At 54.0% G+C, this 15,587-nt stretch carries 13 protein-coding genes and 1 pseudogene; 11 read left to right on the forward strand and 3 right to left on the reverse strand.

Annotated features, from left to right (window positions below):
* Nucleotides 1-63 precede the first annotated feature (63 nt).
* Together HV213_RS27175 and HV213_RS27180 are read left to right on the forward strand one after the other, a co-directional pair.
* On the forward strand, nucleotides 64-525 hold the full coding sequence (locus tag HV213_RS27175; RefSeq protein WP_228288577.1) for a hypothetical protein: 462 nt from the start codon (nucleotides 64-66) through the stop codon (nucleotides 523-525).
* Complete coding sequence (locus HV213_RS27180) at nucleotides 525-929, forward strand: hypothetical protein (RefSeq protein WP_181483982.1); 405 nt, start codon at nucleotides 525-527, stop codon at nucleotides 927-929. Before HV213_RS27175 ends, HV213_RS27180 begins: the two co-directional genes overlap by 1 nt.
* On the opposite strand, the gene yjdP is transcribed toward HV213_RS27180, so the two are convergent.
* Entirely contained in the window at nucleotides 923-1,252 is a 330-nt protein-coding gene (gene yjdP, locus HV213_RS27185) for a DDRRRQL repeat protein YjdP (RefSeq protein WP_181483983.1), read from the reverse strand. The two genes, HV213_RS27180 and yjdP, sit on opposite strands and share 7 nt — an antisense overlap.
* A gap of 69 nt (nucleotides 1,253-1,321) precedes the next feature.
* Nucleotides 1,322-1,771, reverse strand: a complete 450-nt coding sequence (gene rpiB, locus HV213_RS27190; RefSeq protein ID WP_181483984.1) for a bifunctional allose-6-phosphate isomerase/ribose-5-phosphate isomerase RpiB — start codon at nucleotides 1,769-1,771, stop codon at nucleotides 1,322-1,324.
* A 363-nt stretch (nucleotides 1,772-2,134) separates the two neighbouring features.
* Between rpiB and HV213_RS27195 the strand changes: the two genes are divergently transcribed.
* The 8 genes and pseudogenes from HV213_RS27195 to HV213_RS27230 all read left to right on the forward strand — a co-directional run bounded on the left by HV213_RS27195 (nucleotide 2,135) and on the right by HV213_RS27230 (nucleotide 11,624).
* Entirely contained in the window at nucleotides 2,135-3,022 is an 888-nt protein-coding gene (locus HV213_RS27195; protein ID WP_110274538.1) for a MurR/RpiR family transcriptional regulator, read from the forward strand.
* Between the two features lie 63 nt (nucleotides 3,023-3,085).
* Nucleotides 3,086-4,021, forward strand: a complete 936-nt coding sequence (gene alsB / locus HV213_RS27200; protein WP_181483985.1) for a D-allose transporter substrate-binding protein — start codon at nucleotides 3,086-3,088, stop codon at nucleotides 4,019-4,021.
* Between the two features lie 170 nt (nucleotides 4,022-4,191).
* Nucleotides 4,192-5,724 (forward strand): D-allose ABC transporter ATP-binding protein AlsA, encoded by a 1,533-nt coding sequence (gene alsA / locus HV213_RS27205; protein WP_181483986.1) that lies wholly within the window; start codon nucleotides 4,192-4,194, stop codon nucleotides 5,722-5,724.
* Nucleotides 5,703-6,683: a D-allose ABC transporter permease gene (alsC, locus tag HV213_RS27210; RefSeq protein ID WP_110274541.1), complete on the forward strand. Its 981-nt coding sequence runs from the start codon at nucleotides 5,703-5,705 to the stop codon at nucleotides 6,681-6,683. Before alsA ends, alsC begins: the two co-directional genes overlap by 22 nt.
* 10 nt (nucleotides 6,684-6,693) lie before the next feature.
* Nucleotides 6,694-7,389, forward strand: a complete 696-nt coding sequence (gene alsE, locus HV213_RS27215) for a D-allulose 6-phosphate 3-epimerase (RefSeq protein ID WP_181483987.1) — start codon at nucleotides 6,694-6,696, stop codon at nucleotides 7,387-7,389.
* A complete protein-coding gene (gene alsK / locus HV213_RS27220) occupies nucleotides 7,373-8,284 on the forward strand; it encodes an allose kinase (protein WP_181483988.1) in 912 nt (303 codons plus the stop codon). Before alsE ends, alsK begins: the two co-directional genes overlap by 17 nt.
* Nucleotides 8,285-8,509: 225 nt before the next feature.
* Nucleotides 8,510-10,656: pseudogene (fdhF, locus tag HV213_RS27225) on the forward strand (formate dehydrogenase subunit alpha).
* Between the two features lie 284 nt (nucleotides 10,657-10,940).
* Entirely contained in the window at nucleotides 10,941-11,624 is a 684-nt protein-coding gene (locus tag HV213_RS27230) for a tetratricopeptide repeat protein (RefSeq protein ID WP_181483989.1), read from the forward strand.
* A gap of 147 nt (nucleotides 11,625-11,771) precedes the next feature.
* Here the strand turns inward: HV213_RS27230 and gltP are convergent, their stop codons facing one another.
* A complete protein-coding gene (gene gltP, locus HV213_RS27235; RefSeq protein WP_110274546.1) occupies nucleotides 11,772-13,085 on the reverse strand; it encodes a glutamate/aspartate:proton symporter GltP in 1,314 nt (437 codons plus the stop codon).
* A gap of 411 nt (nucleotides 13,086-13,496) precedes the next feature.
* Here gltP and acs point away from each other — a divergent pair, with 411 nt between their 5' ends.
* Entirely contained in the window at nucleotides 13,497-15,455 is a 1,959-nt protein-coding gene (gene acs / locus HV213_RS27240) for an acetate--CoA ligase (RefSeq protein ID WP_181483990.1), read from the forward strand.
* Nucleotides 15,456-15,587: the final 132 nt, after the last annotated feature.

Raw genomic sequence — 15,587 nt, forward strand, 5'->3', positions numbered from 1 at the left:
CATTCTCACTTCACAATAATGAAATACTTTTCCTGAAGGACAAAAAGAACCCAGGGAAAGGAAATGACCACAACACGACGAGTTCTTCACCATGCAGGCTGGTTTGCATTGCTGGGGCCATTAGCGGGTATACCGGTTGCGATGATAGCGATAGTCGCCATTGCATTGCAGTATCACGATTTTCCGGACCGCTTTCTGTGGCAGATTGCCATCATATTGCCAATCGTCACATGGTTAGTTGGTGCCACCCCAGCGCTATTGGCGGGTATTGCCGTTGCCTGTCTGCCTGCGGAAATTTATGCGTTTCACTATCGGCGCATCCTCGCCAGCGCGGCGATCGGCCTGGTCATTAGCGTGGCAATTACGCTATCAAGTGTGCTGTTTTTCACCGATAAAAATCTTATGCACTTTATCCTGCGTGAAGAGATTTTCTGGGTCATTGCTGGCGCGGGTCTGCTTGCCGGTGTGGTTATGGGGTGGTTGATACCTTATCTGCCGGGAATGAAGTCGAAGGAAAACGCCTGATGAATAAATTTCTGCACCATATTTGCTGGTACGTGGGGCTTGGGCCGTTTATCCCGCTGCCATTGATCCTCTTTTTTCCCGGCGGAGGTTCGATAACCGGACTCTTAGGGCAGCTTCCTGAGATATTATCCCTCACCTGGATTGTTGCCGCGCTGCCCGCACTGCTTTCAGGCGTTTTTATGGCTATCCTGTCAGGGCAAGTTTATCGCATCTGGTTTTGGCGTTTATTGACCGGGGGAATCGCGGGCGTTGTGATAACGGCTATTTGTTGCGGCATCATTGGCGCATTTATCCCGATGCTTTTCTATTTAATCCCGCTGTTACTTATCTCAGCGCTGCTGTCCGGCATCGTTATGGGGCTGATCATCCCCTGGCTACCACCGCGAGTCGCCCCACATCAGTAATCGTCATCCAGCCGACGCTGATCGCTCTCCAGTTGCCGACGATCCTGGTCCAGCTGGCGCTGACGATCGTCAAGCTGGCGGCGGCGATCCTCAATTTGCCGCTGCCTGTCGTCATACTGCCGCTGGCGATCGCTATTTTGCTGGCGGCTGCCCTGATAGCGCCCGTCATCATAATCATCATCCGAACGGCTATCACTGGGGTGATAAGCATCATTAATTGCCTGCTGAATATTGCCGATCGCGTCGTCAATAATATCAGCGTGCGCCAGCGGGTTGGCCAGCGCCAGGGTGCAGAAAAGCAAAGCGGTAGAGTAACGTTTCATAAAGCCAGTCTCATCGGTGGGCTGGCTCTACGTTAATCAACGGCTATCATCGCGAGTAGCGGAGGAATCTCAAATCCGCTGCTGCTCAATCGCGCCGATAGCGTCCACCCGGCCCTGATGACGCCCGCCTTCAAACTCGGCTGCCAGCCAGGCATCGACGATCATTTTCGCCAGCTCAAGACCAATCACCCGCGAACCAAAAGCCAGGATATTGCTGTCATTATGCTGGCGTGAAAGCTGCGCGGAGTAAGGCTCGCTGCACACGACGGCACGAATACCGGGGTGCTTATTGGCGGCGATAGAGATACCGACGCCGGTACCGCAGATAAGAATTCCCCCATCAACCTCGCCGGCGGCAACGGCCTGGGCGACGGCGCTGGCGTAGCGCGGATAGTCGGTGCGCTCCGTTGACCATGCACCTTTATCCACGACCTCAATACCGCGCTGGCGCAGGTGCGCCAGAATATCGTCTTTCAGGATAAACCCGACGTGATCGCAGCCAAATGCAATCCTTTTCATACATAGCCTCGCCTGTTATTAACTTTACGAACATAGGTTGTCTTGTGATTTAAACGGCAATACTTGCCGATTTAAACAGCAAACCCACCGTCATCTGCGCTTGTTCTACACGGCGTCATTTCACAAATCAAGTCTAAAAATCATTTACCTCGAGTGTTTTCAATTTTAATTGCGTTAAAATAAATAACATAAATAGATGATTTTTATACAGTTAAATCACAAATTCACTTTTTGAAGACTCAACAAAACTTCACAGAATACAAAACTTTATAAAAATACATTTTTTGTGAAGTTGATTGTATCTTTTCTGTTTTGCCTGTGGTGATATAGTGGCGTCTTCATTTTATGGACAAAGAGAAAGCGATGAGTCAGTCAGAATCCAGTTCGCTCCCCAACGGTATCGGCCTCGCCCCCTGGCTTCGCATGAAGCAGGAAGGTATGACCGAAAACGAAAGCCGAATCGTCGAATGGTTGCTTAAGCCCGGCAATCTGAGCGATGCGCCGGCTATAAAGGATGTCGCGGAAGCGCTGTCGGTATCCGAAGCCATGATCGTGAAGGTTTCTAAACTGCTGGGCTTTAGCGGTTTTCGTAACCTGCGCAGCGCGCTGGAAGCGTATTTTTCGCAATCTGAACAGGTCCTCCCGGCAGAGCTCTCTTTTGATGAAGCGCCGCAGGACGTGGTGAACAAGGTCTTTAACATCACCCTGCGCACCATTATGGAAGGCCAGTCGATCGTCAACGTTGATGAGATTCACCGTGCGGCACGCTTCTTTGCCCAGGCCAATCAGCGCGACCTGTACGGCGCGGGCGGCTCTAACGCCATCTGTGCTGACGTGCAGCACAAATTTTTACGCATCGGCGTGCGCTGCCAGACTTATCCGGACGCGCATATCATGATGATGTCCGCGTCGCTGCTGAAAGAAGGCGACGTAGTGCTGGTGGTTTCCCACTCCGGGCGCACCAGCGATATTAAATCGGCCGTGGAACTCGCGAAGAAGAATGGGGCGAAAATTATTTGTATCACCCACAGCTACCATTCGCCGATTGCCAAATTATCTGATTTTATTATTTGTTCGCCAGCACCAGAGACACCTTTATTGGGACGAAACGCCTCAGCGCGTATATTACAACTGACACTATTAGATGCGTTCTTTGTTTCAGTCGCACAACTAGATATTGAGCAAGCGAATTTAAATATGCAAAAAACCGGCGCGATTGTTAATTTTTTTTCACCAGGCGCGCTGAAGTAAATAAAAAGCCGATCCCACATCAGTGGGATCAATAAAACTGTACCTTACACCGAGAGTATTGATATGAATAAATATCTGAAAATTTTCAGCGGTACGCTCATGGGCGTCATGTTATCCACCAGCGCCTTTGCCGCCGCCGATTACGCTGTCGTATTAAAAACATTATCCAACCCATTTTGGGTTGATATGAAAAAAGGTATTGAAGACGAAGCGAAAACGCTGGGTGTGAGCGTCGATATTTTCGCCTCCCCTTCGGAAGGCGATTTCCAGTCGCAGCTGCAGCTATTTGAAGATCTGAGCAACAAAAACTACAAAGGTATCGCCTTTGCGCCGCTCTCCTCCGTAAACCTGGTGATGCCGATGGCTAAAGCCTGGAAAAAGGGCATCTATCTGGTCAACCTCGATGAAAAAATCGATATGGATAACCTGAAGAAAGCCGGCGGCAACGTGGAAGGGTTTGTCACCACCGACAACGTGGCGGTCGGCGCGAAAGGTGCAGACTTTATCATCGACAAGCTGGGCGCTGAAGGCGGCGAAGTCGCTATTATCGAGGGCAAAGCCGGTAACGCGTCCGGTGAAGCTCGCCGCAACGGCGCCACCGAAGCCTTCAAAAAAGCCAGCCAGATCAAGCTGGTTGCCAGCCAGCCCGCCGACTGGGACCGTATTAAAGCACTGGATGTTGCCACTAACGTGTTGCAGCGTAACCCGAACGTCAAAGCGATTTACTGCGCTAACGACACCATGGCAATGGGCGTCTCGCAAGCCGTCGCTAACGCAGGCAAAACCGGCAAGATTCTGGTCGTCGGCACCGACGGTATTCCGGAAGCGCGCAAGATGGTCGAAGCCGGGCAGATGACGGCTACCGTCGCGCAGAACCCGGCGGATATTGGCGCAACCGGTCTTAAGCTGATGGTCGAAGCCGAGAAGAGCGGCAAGGTGATCCCGCTGGATAAAGCCCCGCAATTTAAGCTGGTGGATTCTATTCTGGTGACGAAATAAGGCTGTAAAATCCCCCTCACCCCGGCCCTCTCCCCACAGGGGAGAGGGGGAAAGGCGAACCGCGTACGTACTAACCGGCAACGCCGATCTGTCCCCTCTCCTTTTGGGAGAGGGTTAGGGTGAGGGGAAGACCGCACGTTCCCAGTAATAGGTAATAAAGGAAATTCTCTATGCTCACGCCATATATTTCAATGGCGGGGATCGGCAAATCCTTTGGTCCGGTTCACGCATTAAAATCGGTTGATTTAACTGTTTACCCTCACGAAATACATGCGTTATTAGGGGAAAATGGTGCCGGTAAATCAACGCTGATGAAAGTTCTGTCGGGAATACATGAACCGACCAAAGGCACCATTACCATTAATAACGTCAACTACGATAAGCTGGACCATAAATTAGCGGCCCAGCTCGGCATCGGTATTATTTATCAAGAACTCAGCGTTATTGATGAATTAACGGTGTTGGAGAATTTATATATTGGCCGTCACCTGACGAAAAAAGTCTGTGGCGTCCAAGTTATCGACTGGCGAGAAATGCGCGTGCGGGCGGCAATGATGCTACTGCGCGTTGGATTAAAAGTCGGCCTGGACGAGAAAGTAGCGAACCTGTCCATCAGCCACAAACAGATGCTGGAAATCGCCAAGACGCTGATGCTCGACGCTAAAGTGCTGATTATGGATGAACCCACCTCTTCGTTGACCAACAAAGAGGTGGATTACCTGTTTCTGATCATGAACCAACTGCGCAAAGAGGGCACCGCCATCGTGTATATCTCGCACAAGCTGGCGGAAATTCGCCGCATCTGCGACCGCTACACGGTGATGAAAGACGGCAGCAGCGTGTGCAGCGGGATGGTCAGCGAAGTGAATAACGATGACATCGTGCGCCTGATGATCGGTCGCGAGCTGCAAAACCGCTTTAACGCCATGAAAGAGAGTACCGGCAACATCGTGCGCGAAACGGTCTTCGAAGTGAAAAATGTCACCAGCCACGACAAGAAAAAAGTTCGCGATATCTCCTTTAGCGTCAATCGCGGCGAAATTCTCGGCTTTGCCGGACTGGTGGGCTCCGGGCGCACTGAATTGATGGACTGCTTGTTCGGTGTCGATAAGCGTGCAGGCGGCAAAATCTACCTGAATGGCAAAGAGATCTCCCCTCGCTCGCCGCTGGACGCTTTAAAGAAAGGTATGGGCTACATCACCGAAAGTCGCCGGGAAAACGGCTTTTTCCCCAATTTTTCCATCGCCCAGAATATGGCGGTTAGCCAGAGCCTTAAGCGCGGCGGTTATAAAGGGGCAATGGGGCTATTTCACGAAAGCAGTGAACACAAAACGGCTGAAGAGCAGCGCCAGCTGCTGGGGCTGAAGTGTCATTCAGTCGATCAGAACATTGGCGAACTCTCCGGCGGAAACCAGCAAAAAGTGCTGATTTCCAAGTGGTTATGCTGCAATCCCGAAGTGATCATTTTCGATGAGCCAACGCGCGGCATCGACGTTGGCGCGAAAGCCGAAATTTATAAAGTGATGCGCCAGCTGGCCGATGACGGAAAAGTCATCCTGATGGTGTCGTCTGAACTTCCTGAAATTATCGCCGTCTGCGACCGCATTGCCGTGTTCTGCGAAGGGCGACTGACGCAAATCCTGACCAATCGCGACGATCTGAGCGAAGAGGAGATTATGGCATGGGCACTACCACAAGAGTGAAAGGCGACATGGACGAGAAAAAACCGTTTAACTTCGCGCTGTTCTGGGATAAATACGGCACCTTTTTTATCCTCGCCATCATCGTCGCGATATTTGGCACCCTGTCGTCGGAGTATTTCCTGACGACTAATAACATTACGCAGATCTTCGTGCAGAGTTCGGTGACCGTGCTGATCGGCATGGGCGAATTCTTCGCGATCCTCGTCGCCGGGATCGATCTGTCGGTCGGAGCGATCCTCGCGCTCTCCGGGATGGTCACCGCTAAGCTGATGCTGGCGGGCGTCGATCCTTTCCTGGCGGCGCTGATTGGCGGCGTACTGGTGGGCGGCGCGCTGGGGGCGATTAACGGCTGCCTGGTCAACTGGACCGGCCTGCATCCGTTTATTATCACCCTTGGCACCAACGCTATTTTCCGCGGCATTACGCTGGTGATTTCCGATGCCAACTCGGTGTACGGCTTCTCATTTGGCTTCGTTAACTTCTTTGCCGCCACGCCGTTGGGCATTCCAGTACCGGTCATTTTCTCGCTGATTGTGGCGGTTTTGCTGTGGTTTTTGACCACTCGCACCCGGCTGGGACGCAACATCTATGCGCTGGGCGGCAACAAAAACTCCGCGTTCTACTCCGGTATCGACGTCAAATTCCACATGCTGCTGGTGTTTATTATCTCCGGAGTTTGCGCTGGCCTTGCGGGCGTGGTTTCTACGGCGCGTCTCGGCGCGGCGGAACCGCTGGCGGGCATGGGCTTTGAAACGTACGCCATCGCCAGCGCCATTATCGGCGGCACCAGCTTCTTCGGCGGCAAGGGACGCATCTTCTCGGTGGTCATTGGCGGCTTAATCATCGGCACCATCAACAACGGCCTGAACATTCTGCAAGTACAAACCTACTACCAACTGGTGGTGATGGGCGGATTAATCATCGCGGCTGTCGCTCTCGACCGTCTTATCAGTAAGTAAGGAATTTATAATGAAAATTGCTCCCTCTTTAATGTGTATGGATCTGCTGAAATTTAAAGAACAGATCGAGTTTATCGACCAGCACGCAGACTATTTTCACATCGACATTATGGACGGCCATTTTGTGCCGAACCTGACGCTGTCGCCGTTTTTCGTCAGCCAGGTGAAGAGACTGGCCAGCAAACCGCTGGACTGCCACCTGATGGTGACCCGCCCGCAGGATTACATCAGCCAGCTGGCGCAGGCGGGCGCGGACTTTATCACTCTGCATCCGGAAACCATCAACGGCCAGGCCTTCCGCCTGATTGAGGAAATCCGTCGCCACGGTATGAAAGTAGGGCTGATCCTCAACCCGGAAACTCCGGTTGAGACCATGAAGTACTACATTCATAAAGCCGACAAAATCACGGTGATGACCGTCGATCCAGGCTTCGCCGGACAGCCGTTTATCCCGGAAATGCTGGAGAAAATCGCTGAGTTGAAAGCCTGGCGCGAGCGCGAAGGACTGAGCTACGAAATCGAAATTGACGGATCCTGCAACAAAGCCACCTACGAAAAACTGATGGCGGCGGGCGCAGATGTCTTTATCGTCGGCACGTCCGGTCTCTTTAACCATGGTGACAACATCCATGACGCGTGGCAGGTGATGGTGGAGCAGATCCTGGCGGCGAAAAACGAGGTACTGCCTCATGCAAAAACAGCTTAACGTCGTCGCGGGCGTGGATATGGGGGCGACCCATATCCGTTTTTGCCTGCAAACGGCGCAGGGCGAAACGCTGCACTGCGAAAAGCTGCGCACTGCGGACGTTATCGCCGCCGATGGCCTGGTCAGCGGTATTCAAAGCCTGCTACAGCGGCAGCTTGCCAACCACTCTGCCCACTGTTGTGGGCTGGTGATGGGCTTTCCGGCGCTGGTGGCGAAAGACAAACGCACGATTATCTCTACCCCCAATCTGCCTCTGACCGCCGACGATCTGTATAACCTGGCCGATCGGCTGGAAGCAGCATTAGGCTGCCCGGTGGAGTTTTCCCGCGACGTCAATTTACAGCTCTCGTTTGACGTCCAGGAGAATGGTCTGCAAGAGCAGGAGGTGCTGGCGGCTTATCTCGGTACCGGAATGGGTTTCGCTATCTGGCTGAACGGTGCGCCGTGGACCGGGGCGCACGGCGTGGCGGGCGAACTGGGGCATATTCCGCAGGGCGATGACGCCCTCACCTGCGCTTGCGGCAATCCCGGCTGCCTGGAAACCGTCTGCTCCGGTATCGCGCTTAAACGCTGGTACGAACAGGAGCCGAGGGCTTATGAACTTGGCGAGCTGTTTATTCACGCCGTACAAGAACCGTTTGTCCAGACGTTGCTGAACCACGCCGCTCGCGCCATCGCCACCAGCATCAACCTGTTTGACCCGGACGCGGTGATCCTCGGCGGCGGCGTGATGGATATGCCCGCCTTCCCGCGCGACGCGTTAATCGCAATGGTCAAAACCTACGTTCGCCGCCCGCTGCCGTATCAGGCGCTGCGCTTTGTTGCGGCATCCTCATCGGCCTTTAACGGCGCGCAGGGCGCGGCGGCGCTGGCCCGCAGCTGTTATTTAGCATAAATTTTTCCGGGTTGTGGCCTAAACGCCTTACCCGGATTTCCCTTCCCCCGTCACATCCTTCCACTTCGACACGTCAAAACTGACGATAGCCTGTTTTTCGTCAGCATTTTGCCCAAAAAAACGACGTATCATCAGTCGATACCCATAATGAAAACATGGCATAGAAGATGCATAGTGGCCGTGCGATAGCGCGTATGCGCCAATTGATTAACTGGAGCAAGACCGATGAAAAAAGTCGTCACGGTTTGCCCATATTGCGCATCAGGTTGCAAAATCAACCTGGTGGTCGATAACGGCAAAATCGTCCGGGCTGAGGCGGCGCAGGGGAAAACCAACCAGGGTACCCTGTGTCTGAAAGGCTATTATGGCTGGGATTTCATTAACGATACCCAGATCCTGACCCCACGCCTCAAAACCCCAATGATCCGTCGCCAGCGTGGCGGCAAACTGGAATCCGTCTCCTGGGATGAGGCGCTCGACTACGTCGCCACCCGTCTCAGCGCCATTAAAGAGAAGTATGGCCCGGACGCAATTCAGACTACCGGTTCGTCCCGCGGGACGGGTAATGAAACTAACTATGTGATGCAAAAATTCGCGCGCGCCGTTATTGGTACTAATAACGTCGACTGCTGCGCTCGCGTCTGACACGGCCCTTCGGTTGCAGGTCTGCACCAATCGGTCGGTAACGGCGCTATGAGTAATGCCATCACTGAGATCGACAACACCGATCTGGTGTTTATCTTCGGGTACAACCCGGCAGATTCACACCCTATTGTGGCGAATCACGTAATTAACGCCAAACGCAATGGGGCGAAAATTATTGTCTGCGATCCGCGTAAAATCGAAACCGCGCGCATTGCCGATATGCACATTGCGTTGAAAAACGGCTCGAACATCGCGCTACTCAACGCCATCGGGCACGTCATTATTGAAGAGGATCTCTACGATAAATCTTTCGTCGCCAGCCGTTCTGAGGGCTTCGAGGAATATCGCAAAATCGTCGAAGGCTATACGCCGGAGTCGGTGGAAGAGATTACCGGCGTCAGCGCTCAGGAGATCCGCACCTGCGCCCGCATGTACGCCAGCGCGAAATCCGCCGCCATTCTGTGGGTATGGGCGTCACCCAGTTCTACCAGGGCGTGGAGACCGTGCGTTCACTGACCAGCCTGGCGATCATGACCGGCAACCTCGGCAAGCCGAGCGTTGGCGTCAACCCGGTGCGTGGCCAGAACAACGTTCAGGGCGCCTGCGATATGGGTGCGCTGCCGGATACTTATCCCGGCTATCAGTACGTCAAGTTCCCGGAAAACCGCGAGAAATTCGCCAAAGCCTGGGGCGTTGACAGCCTGCCGGAACATACCGGTTATCGCATCAGCGAACTGCCGCATCGCGCGGATCACGGCGAAGTGCGGGCAGCGTACATTATGGGTGAAGATCCGCTTCAGACCGACGCCGAACTGTCCGCCGTGCGTAAAGCGTTTGAACAACTGGAACTGGTTATCGTCCAGGATATTTTCATGACCAAAACCGCATCGGCGGCTGATGTCATCCTGCCGTCCACTTCGTGGGGCGAGCATGAAGGTGTCTATACCGCAGCGGACCGCGGCTTCCAGCGCTTCTTTAAAGCGGTAGAGCCGAAGTGGGACCTGAAAACCGACTGGCAGATTATCAGCGAAATCGCCACCCGGATGGGCTACAAGATGCATTACAACAACACCCAGGAAATTTGGGACGAGTTGCGTCATCTGTGCCCGGATTTCTACGGTGCCACCTACGAGAAAATGGGCGAGCTGGGCTACATCATGTGGCCATGTCGCGACGAGTCCGACGCCGACCAGGGGACCTCTTATCTGTTTAAAGAGAAGTTCGATACCCCGAACGGTCTGGCGCAGTTCTTCACATGCGACTGGGTCGCGCCGATTGACAAGCTCACCGAGCAGTACCCGATGGTGCTGTCGACGGTGCGTGAAGTCGGCCACTACTCGTGCCGCTCGATGACCGGTAACTGTGCTGCGCTGGCCGCGCTGGCGGATGAACCTGGCTATGCGCAAATCAATACCGCCGATGCCGAACGTCTGGGCATTGAGGATGAAGCGCTGGTGTGGGTTAACTCGCGTAAAGGCCGCATCATCACCCGCGCGCAGGTTAGCGATCGCCCGAACAAAGGGGCGGTCTATATGACCTATCAGTGGTGGATTGGCGCCTGTAACGAGCTGGTGACCGAGAACCTGAGTCCGATAACCAAAACGCCGGAGTATAAGTACTGCGCCGTCAACATTGAGCGGATCACTGACCAGCGTGCCGCCGAGCAGTACGTGATTGACGAGTACAACAAGCTGAAATCCCGCCTGCGCGAAAGCGCGATGGGTTAATCAAGCCGCCTCCCCGGAGGCGGTGCTTCGCACCTGTCCGGGCTACCGGACAGCAAACGGCTGTGATTCTGTAATCCCGGATGGCGGCTAACGCTTTATCCGGGCTGCCGGACCGCAAACGGCTGTGAATTTGTGGCCCGGGCAAGGCGCGTTAGCGCCGCCCCCGGGAAACAGACGGCACTCTTGTTCGGGTAAAGCATGAGGACTCCCCACGAGTTCCCGTCGTTTTCTTCTTCTTCGCCTCCCTTTATACTGCTCACTATGTCCTCTACTGATAATAAAAAATGAAATACCTCTATTTACTGTTGGTGATGGTAAGCCTCACCGCAGGAGCCATGGAACCTGGCAGCCAATACAAACAGCAAGCCGAAGCTGGCGATCCGCGCGCACAATATTACCTGGCGGATACTTACGTTAGCTTCGGCGATTTTCCGCAGGCCGAATACTGGGCGCAAAAAGCAGCTGACAAGGGTGACGGCGATGCGCTGGCGCTGCTGGCACAGCTTAAGATTCGCAATCCGCAGCAGGCCGACTATCACCAGGCCAAAGCGCTGGCAGAACAATCCGTGCAGGTTGGCAGCAAGGCGGGTGAAATTGTTCTCGCCCGCGTACTGGTAAATCAGCAGGCCGGAACGCCGAACTATCCGCACGCCATTACGCTGTTGCAGGATGCAGCTCGGGACCCGGAAAGCGACTCCGCCGTCGACGCCCAAATGCTGCTGGGGCTGATTTACGCCAGCGGCGTTCACTCACCGGAAGATGACGCAAAGGCGACGCAGTACTTTAAAGAGAGCTCCGCCCTCTCCCGCACCGGCTATGCCGAATACTGGGCCGGAATGCTGTTCCAGCAAGGGGAAAAGGGCTTTATCGAACCGAATAAGCAGAAAGCGCTGCACTGGCTCAACGTCAGCTGTCAGGAAGGGTTTGATACCGGGTGCGAAGAGTTCGACAGGATAAGCAAAAGATAAGAAAAAACCCGGTGCAATGTCACCGGGCTTTTTATTTGGACAAGCCTGCTTTAAACATTGTGCCCGCATTTCTGCCGGGTGGCGGCTAACGCCTTACCCGGCCTACGAAACCCACAATATCAAACGCTGGCGCAAGTGAAACGCATTTCATTGCGCCGTTTTATCAAATTTGCCCAACACTTCACGCTCATACGCCAGCGCTTTTTTGCGGTCAAACTTGTGTTCCCATTTGGCAATAACCAGCACCGCCAGCGCATTGCCCACCACGTTCAGCGCGGTACGCGCCATATCAAGGATACGGTCAACGCCGGCAATAAAGGCAAGACCTTCCAGCGGAATCCCCACGCTGCCCAGCGTCGCCAGCAGCACCACGAAGGAGACGCCCGGCACGCCCGCAATCCCTTTCGACGTCACCATCAGCGTCAGCACGAGGGTAATTTCCTGCCAGATTGACAGGTCAATACCGTACAGCTGGGCGATAAAGATAGCCGCGATGCTCTGGTACAGCGTTGAGCCATCAAGGTTAAACGAGTAGCCGGTCGGCACCACGAAGCTGGTGATCGCCGCCGGTGCGCCATAGGCTTCCATTTTCTCAATAATACGCGGCAGCACGCTCTCGGAGCTGGCGGTGGAGTACGCCAGAATCAGCTCGTCTTTCAGAATGCGAATCAGGATCCAGATACTTAGTCCGCATACACGCGCCACCAGCCCCAACACCACCAGCGCGAAGAACAGAATGGCAAAGTAAACCAGAATCACCAGTTTCGCCAGCGGCCACAATGAGGCAAAACCGAAGGTTGCTACTGTCACCGAGATCAGCGCGAACACACCGATCGGCGCATAGCGCATCACCATGTGCGTCACTTTGAACATCGTTTCAGAAATGGAACGGAACACCGTGACCAGCGGTTCACGATGGGTGGCGGGCAGCGAAGATAACCCTAAACCGAACAGCACCGAGAAGAAAATAATCGGCAGCATGTCGCCTTTCGCCATCGACGCTACGATGTTAGTCGGCACCAGCGAGAGGATCGTGCCCATAAAGCCATGCGCGTGGCTCTGCACTTCCGCCGTGGTGCTCTGATATTTTGAAATATCCACCGCCGCCAGCTGCGACATATCAATCCCGGTACCCGGCTGGAAGACGTTAGCCAGTGTAATCCCCAGCACGATAGCCACGGTGGTGATCACTTCAAAATAGATAATGGTTTTCGCACCGATACGGCCCAGTTGCTTCGCATCGCCCACCCCCGCAATACCGACCACCAGGGTCGAAATCACAATCGGTACGACGATCATTTTAATCAGGTGGATAAAGATATCGCCGGCAGGCGTCAGGAGATTCGAGATTAACCAGTCGCGACTTTCGGCATGGTAATGCAGGTAACTGCCCAGAAGTATGCCCAGCACCAGGGCCAGCAAAATTTGCCAGGCCAGGCTGACTTTTGTTTTTTTCTTCACTACAGACTTCCTCAATGAAAGGCACCATTCCAGAAGGTAATGGCACCCACTGAAAGGGGTATGAATTGTGTTGCGTTGCTCTGTGGGGTTATTTAACGCGCAGTATCAGTATCATTTGCACGGCATGCTACGCAAGTCTTTAAGAACAGGGGTTTACTCTGGTTTTATGCATAAACTCGCTAATATGGTCGCCTTACGTTGCATAAGTATTTGTTATAAAAAATATTTAATATATTCAATTTCTATAAATACACTTCAGAAATTATTTCACCTCAAAGTTTCATTTGATTGATTTTCATTCAGTTCAATTAATGCGTGATCTGCCCCCCAAATAGAAAACAAAGCCGTCAAAAGCCCTACTATTAACGTTTATTTGACATATATTTAACAACCTACAGGAGAAAAAAAGCCATGAGCCAAATACATAAACACTCTATTCCCGCTAATATTGCGGAACGCTGCCTGATTAACCCGGAACAGTACAAGGCGCAATATCAGCAGTCCATCACCGACCCTGATGCCTTTTGGGGCGAGCAGGGCAAAATCCTCGACTGGATCAAGCCCTACACTCGCGTGAAAAACACCTCTTTCGCGCCGGGCAACATTTCCATCAAATGGTACGAAGATGGCACCCTGAACCTGGCCGCTAACTGCCTCGATCGCCATCTGGCGGAACGCGGCGACCAGACGGCGATCATCTGGGAAGGCGACGACGCCAGCCAGAGCAAAAATATCTCTTATCGCGAACTGCATCATGACGTCTGCCGCTTTGCCAACGTCCTGCTCGACCTCGGTATTAAAAAGGGCGATGTCGTTGCTATCTATATGCCGATGGTGCCGGAAGCGGCGGTGGCAATGCTGGCCTGCGCTCGCATCGGCGCTATCCACTCGGTAATTTTCGGCGGCTTCTCGCCGGAAGCGGTCGCCGGTCGCATCATCGACTCGAACTCCCGTTTGGTTATTACCTCTGATGAAGGGCTGCGCGCCGGTCGCGCGATCCCGCTGAAGAAAAACGTTGATGACGCATTGAAAAATCCAAACGTTAAAAGCATTGAGAATGTGGTGGTCTTCAAACGTACCGGCGGCAAAATCGACTGGCAGGAAGGCCGCGACCTGTGGTGGAGCGATCTGATTGAGAAAGCCAGCGCAGAGCATCAGCCGGAAGAGATGAACGCCGAAGATCCTCTATTTATCCTTTATACCTCCGGCTCAACTGGTAAACCCAAAGGCGTGTTGCACACCACCGGTGGCTACCTGGTCTACGCGGCCTCGACCTTTAAATATGTCTTCGACTACCATCCGGGCGATATCTACTGGTGTACCGCCGACGTCGGTTGGGTCACCGGCCATAGCTACCTGCTGTACGGCCCGCTGGCCTGCGGCGCGACGACGCTGATGTTCGAAGGCGTACCCAACTGGCCAACCCCGGCGCGTATGTGCCAGGTGGTGGATAAGCATCAGGTCAGCATTCTCTATACCGCCCCCACGGCGATCCGCGCTTTGATGGCGGAAGGCGATAAAGCGATTGAGGGCACCGACCGCTCCTCCCTGCGCATTCTCGGCTCCGTCGGTGAGCCAATTAACCCGGAAGCCTGGGAGTGGTACTGGAAGAAGATCGGCAACGAGAAATGCCCGGTGATGGATACCTGGTGGCAGACCGAAACCGGCGGCTTTATGATCACCCCGCTGCCGGGCGCGATTGAGCTGAAAGCCGGCTCCGCTACACGTCCATTCTTCGGCGTCCAGCCGGTGCTGGTGGACAACGAAGGAACGCCGTTGGAAGGCGCAACCGAGGGCAACCTGGCCATCGCCGACTCCTGGCCGGGCCAGGCGCGCACCCTGTTTGGCGATCACGAACGCTTCGAGCAGACCTACTTCTCCACTTTTAAAAATATGTACTTCAGCGGTGACGGCGCGCGCCGTGATGAAGACGGTTATTACTGGATCACCGGTCGCGTGGATGACGTGTTGAACGTTTCCGGGCACCGTCTGGGCACTGCCGAAATTGAATCCGCGCTGGTGTCACATCCGAAAATCGCCGAAGCGGCGGTGGTGGGCATTCCGCATAACATCAAAGGCCAGGCCATCTACGCCTACGTCACGCTCAATCATGGCGAAGAACCCTCGCCGGAGCTGTACGCCGAAGTACGCAACTGGGTACGTAAAGAGATTGGGCCGCTGGCCACGCCGGACATCCTGCACTGGACCGATTCCTTACCGAAAACCCGCTCGGGCAAAATCATGCGCCGTATTCTGCGCAAGATTGCCGCGGGCGATACCAGTAACCTCGGCGATACTTCAACGCTCGCCGATCCTGGTGTGGTGGAAAAACTGCTCGAAGAGAAGCAGGCCATCGCTATGCCATCATAAAAGACCGATCCCCTACACCCTCTCCCCACCAGGGGAGAGGACATAAATACTACTCCCCCAAGGATTTCAGGTAGCAGGAAAGCGGTAAACAGGCTGATTCCCGACAGTTAACTGCCGGGCGGATGAGTGTTG

The sequence above is a fragment of the Klebsiella sp. RHBSTW-00484 genome (assembly GCF_013705725.1).
In the GTDB taxonomy this organism is placed as follows: Bacteria; Pseudomonadota; Gammaproteobacteria; order Enterobacterales; family Enterobacteriaceae; genus Klebsiella.

What these genes read in the sequence shown, in the direction of transcription:
- HV213_RS27175 (WP_228288577.1), top strand. Translation starts at nt 64, where the DNA reads ATGACCACAACACGACGAGTTCTTCACCATGCAGGCTGGTTTGCATTG.
- HV213_RS27180 (WP_181483982.1), top strand. Translation starts at nt 525, where the DNA reads ATGAATAAATTTCTGCACCATATTTGCTGGTACGTGGGGCTTGGGCCG.
- yjdP (WP_181483983.1), bottom strand. Translation starts at nt 1,252, where the DNA reads ATGAAACGTTACTCTACCGCTTTGCTTTTCTGCACCCTGGCGCTGGCC.
- rpiB (WP_181483984.1), bottom strand. Translation starts at nt 1,771, where the DNA reads ATGAAAAGGATTGCATTTGGCTGCGATCACGTCGGGTTTATCCTGAAA.
- HV213_RS27195 (WP_110274538.1), top strand. Translation starts at nt 2,135, where the DNA reads ATGAGTCAGTCAGAATCCAGTTCGCTCCCCAACGGTATCGGCCTCGCC.
- alsB (WP_181483985.1), top strand. Translation starts at nt 3,086, where the DNA reads ATGAATAAATATCTGAAAATTTTCAGCGGTACGCTCATGGGCGTCATG.
- alsA (WP_181483986.1), top strand. Translation starts at nt 4,192, where the DNA reads ATGCTCACGCCATATATTTCAATGGCGGGGATCGGCAAATCCTTTGGT.
- alsC (WP_110274541.1), top strand. Translation starts at nt 5,703, where the DNA reads ATGGGCACTACCACAAGAGTGAAAGGCGACATGGACGAGAAAAAACCG.
- alsE (WP_181483987.1), top strand. Translation starts at nt 6,694, where the DNA reads ATGAAAATTGCTCCCTCTTTAATGTGTATGGATCTGCTGAAATTTAAA.
- alsK (WP_181483988.1), top strand. Translation starts at nt 7,373, where the DNA reads ATGCAAAAACAGCTTAACGTCGTCGCGGGCGTGGATATGGGGGCGACC.
- HV213_RS27230 (WP_181483989.1), top strand. Translation starts at nt 10,941, where the DNA reads ATGAAATACCTCTATTTACTGTTGGTGATGGTAAGCCTCACCGCAGGA.
- acs (WP_181483990.1), top strand. Translation starts at nt 13,497, where the DNA reads ATGAGCCAAATACATAAACACTCTATTCCCGCTAATATTGCGGAACGC.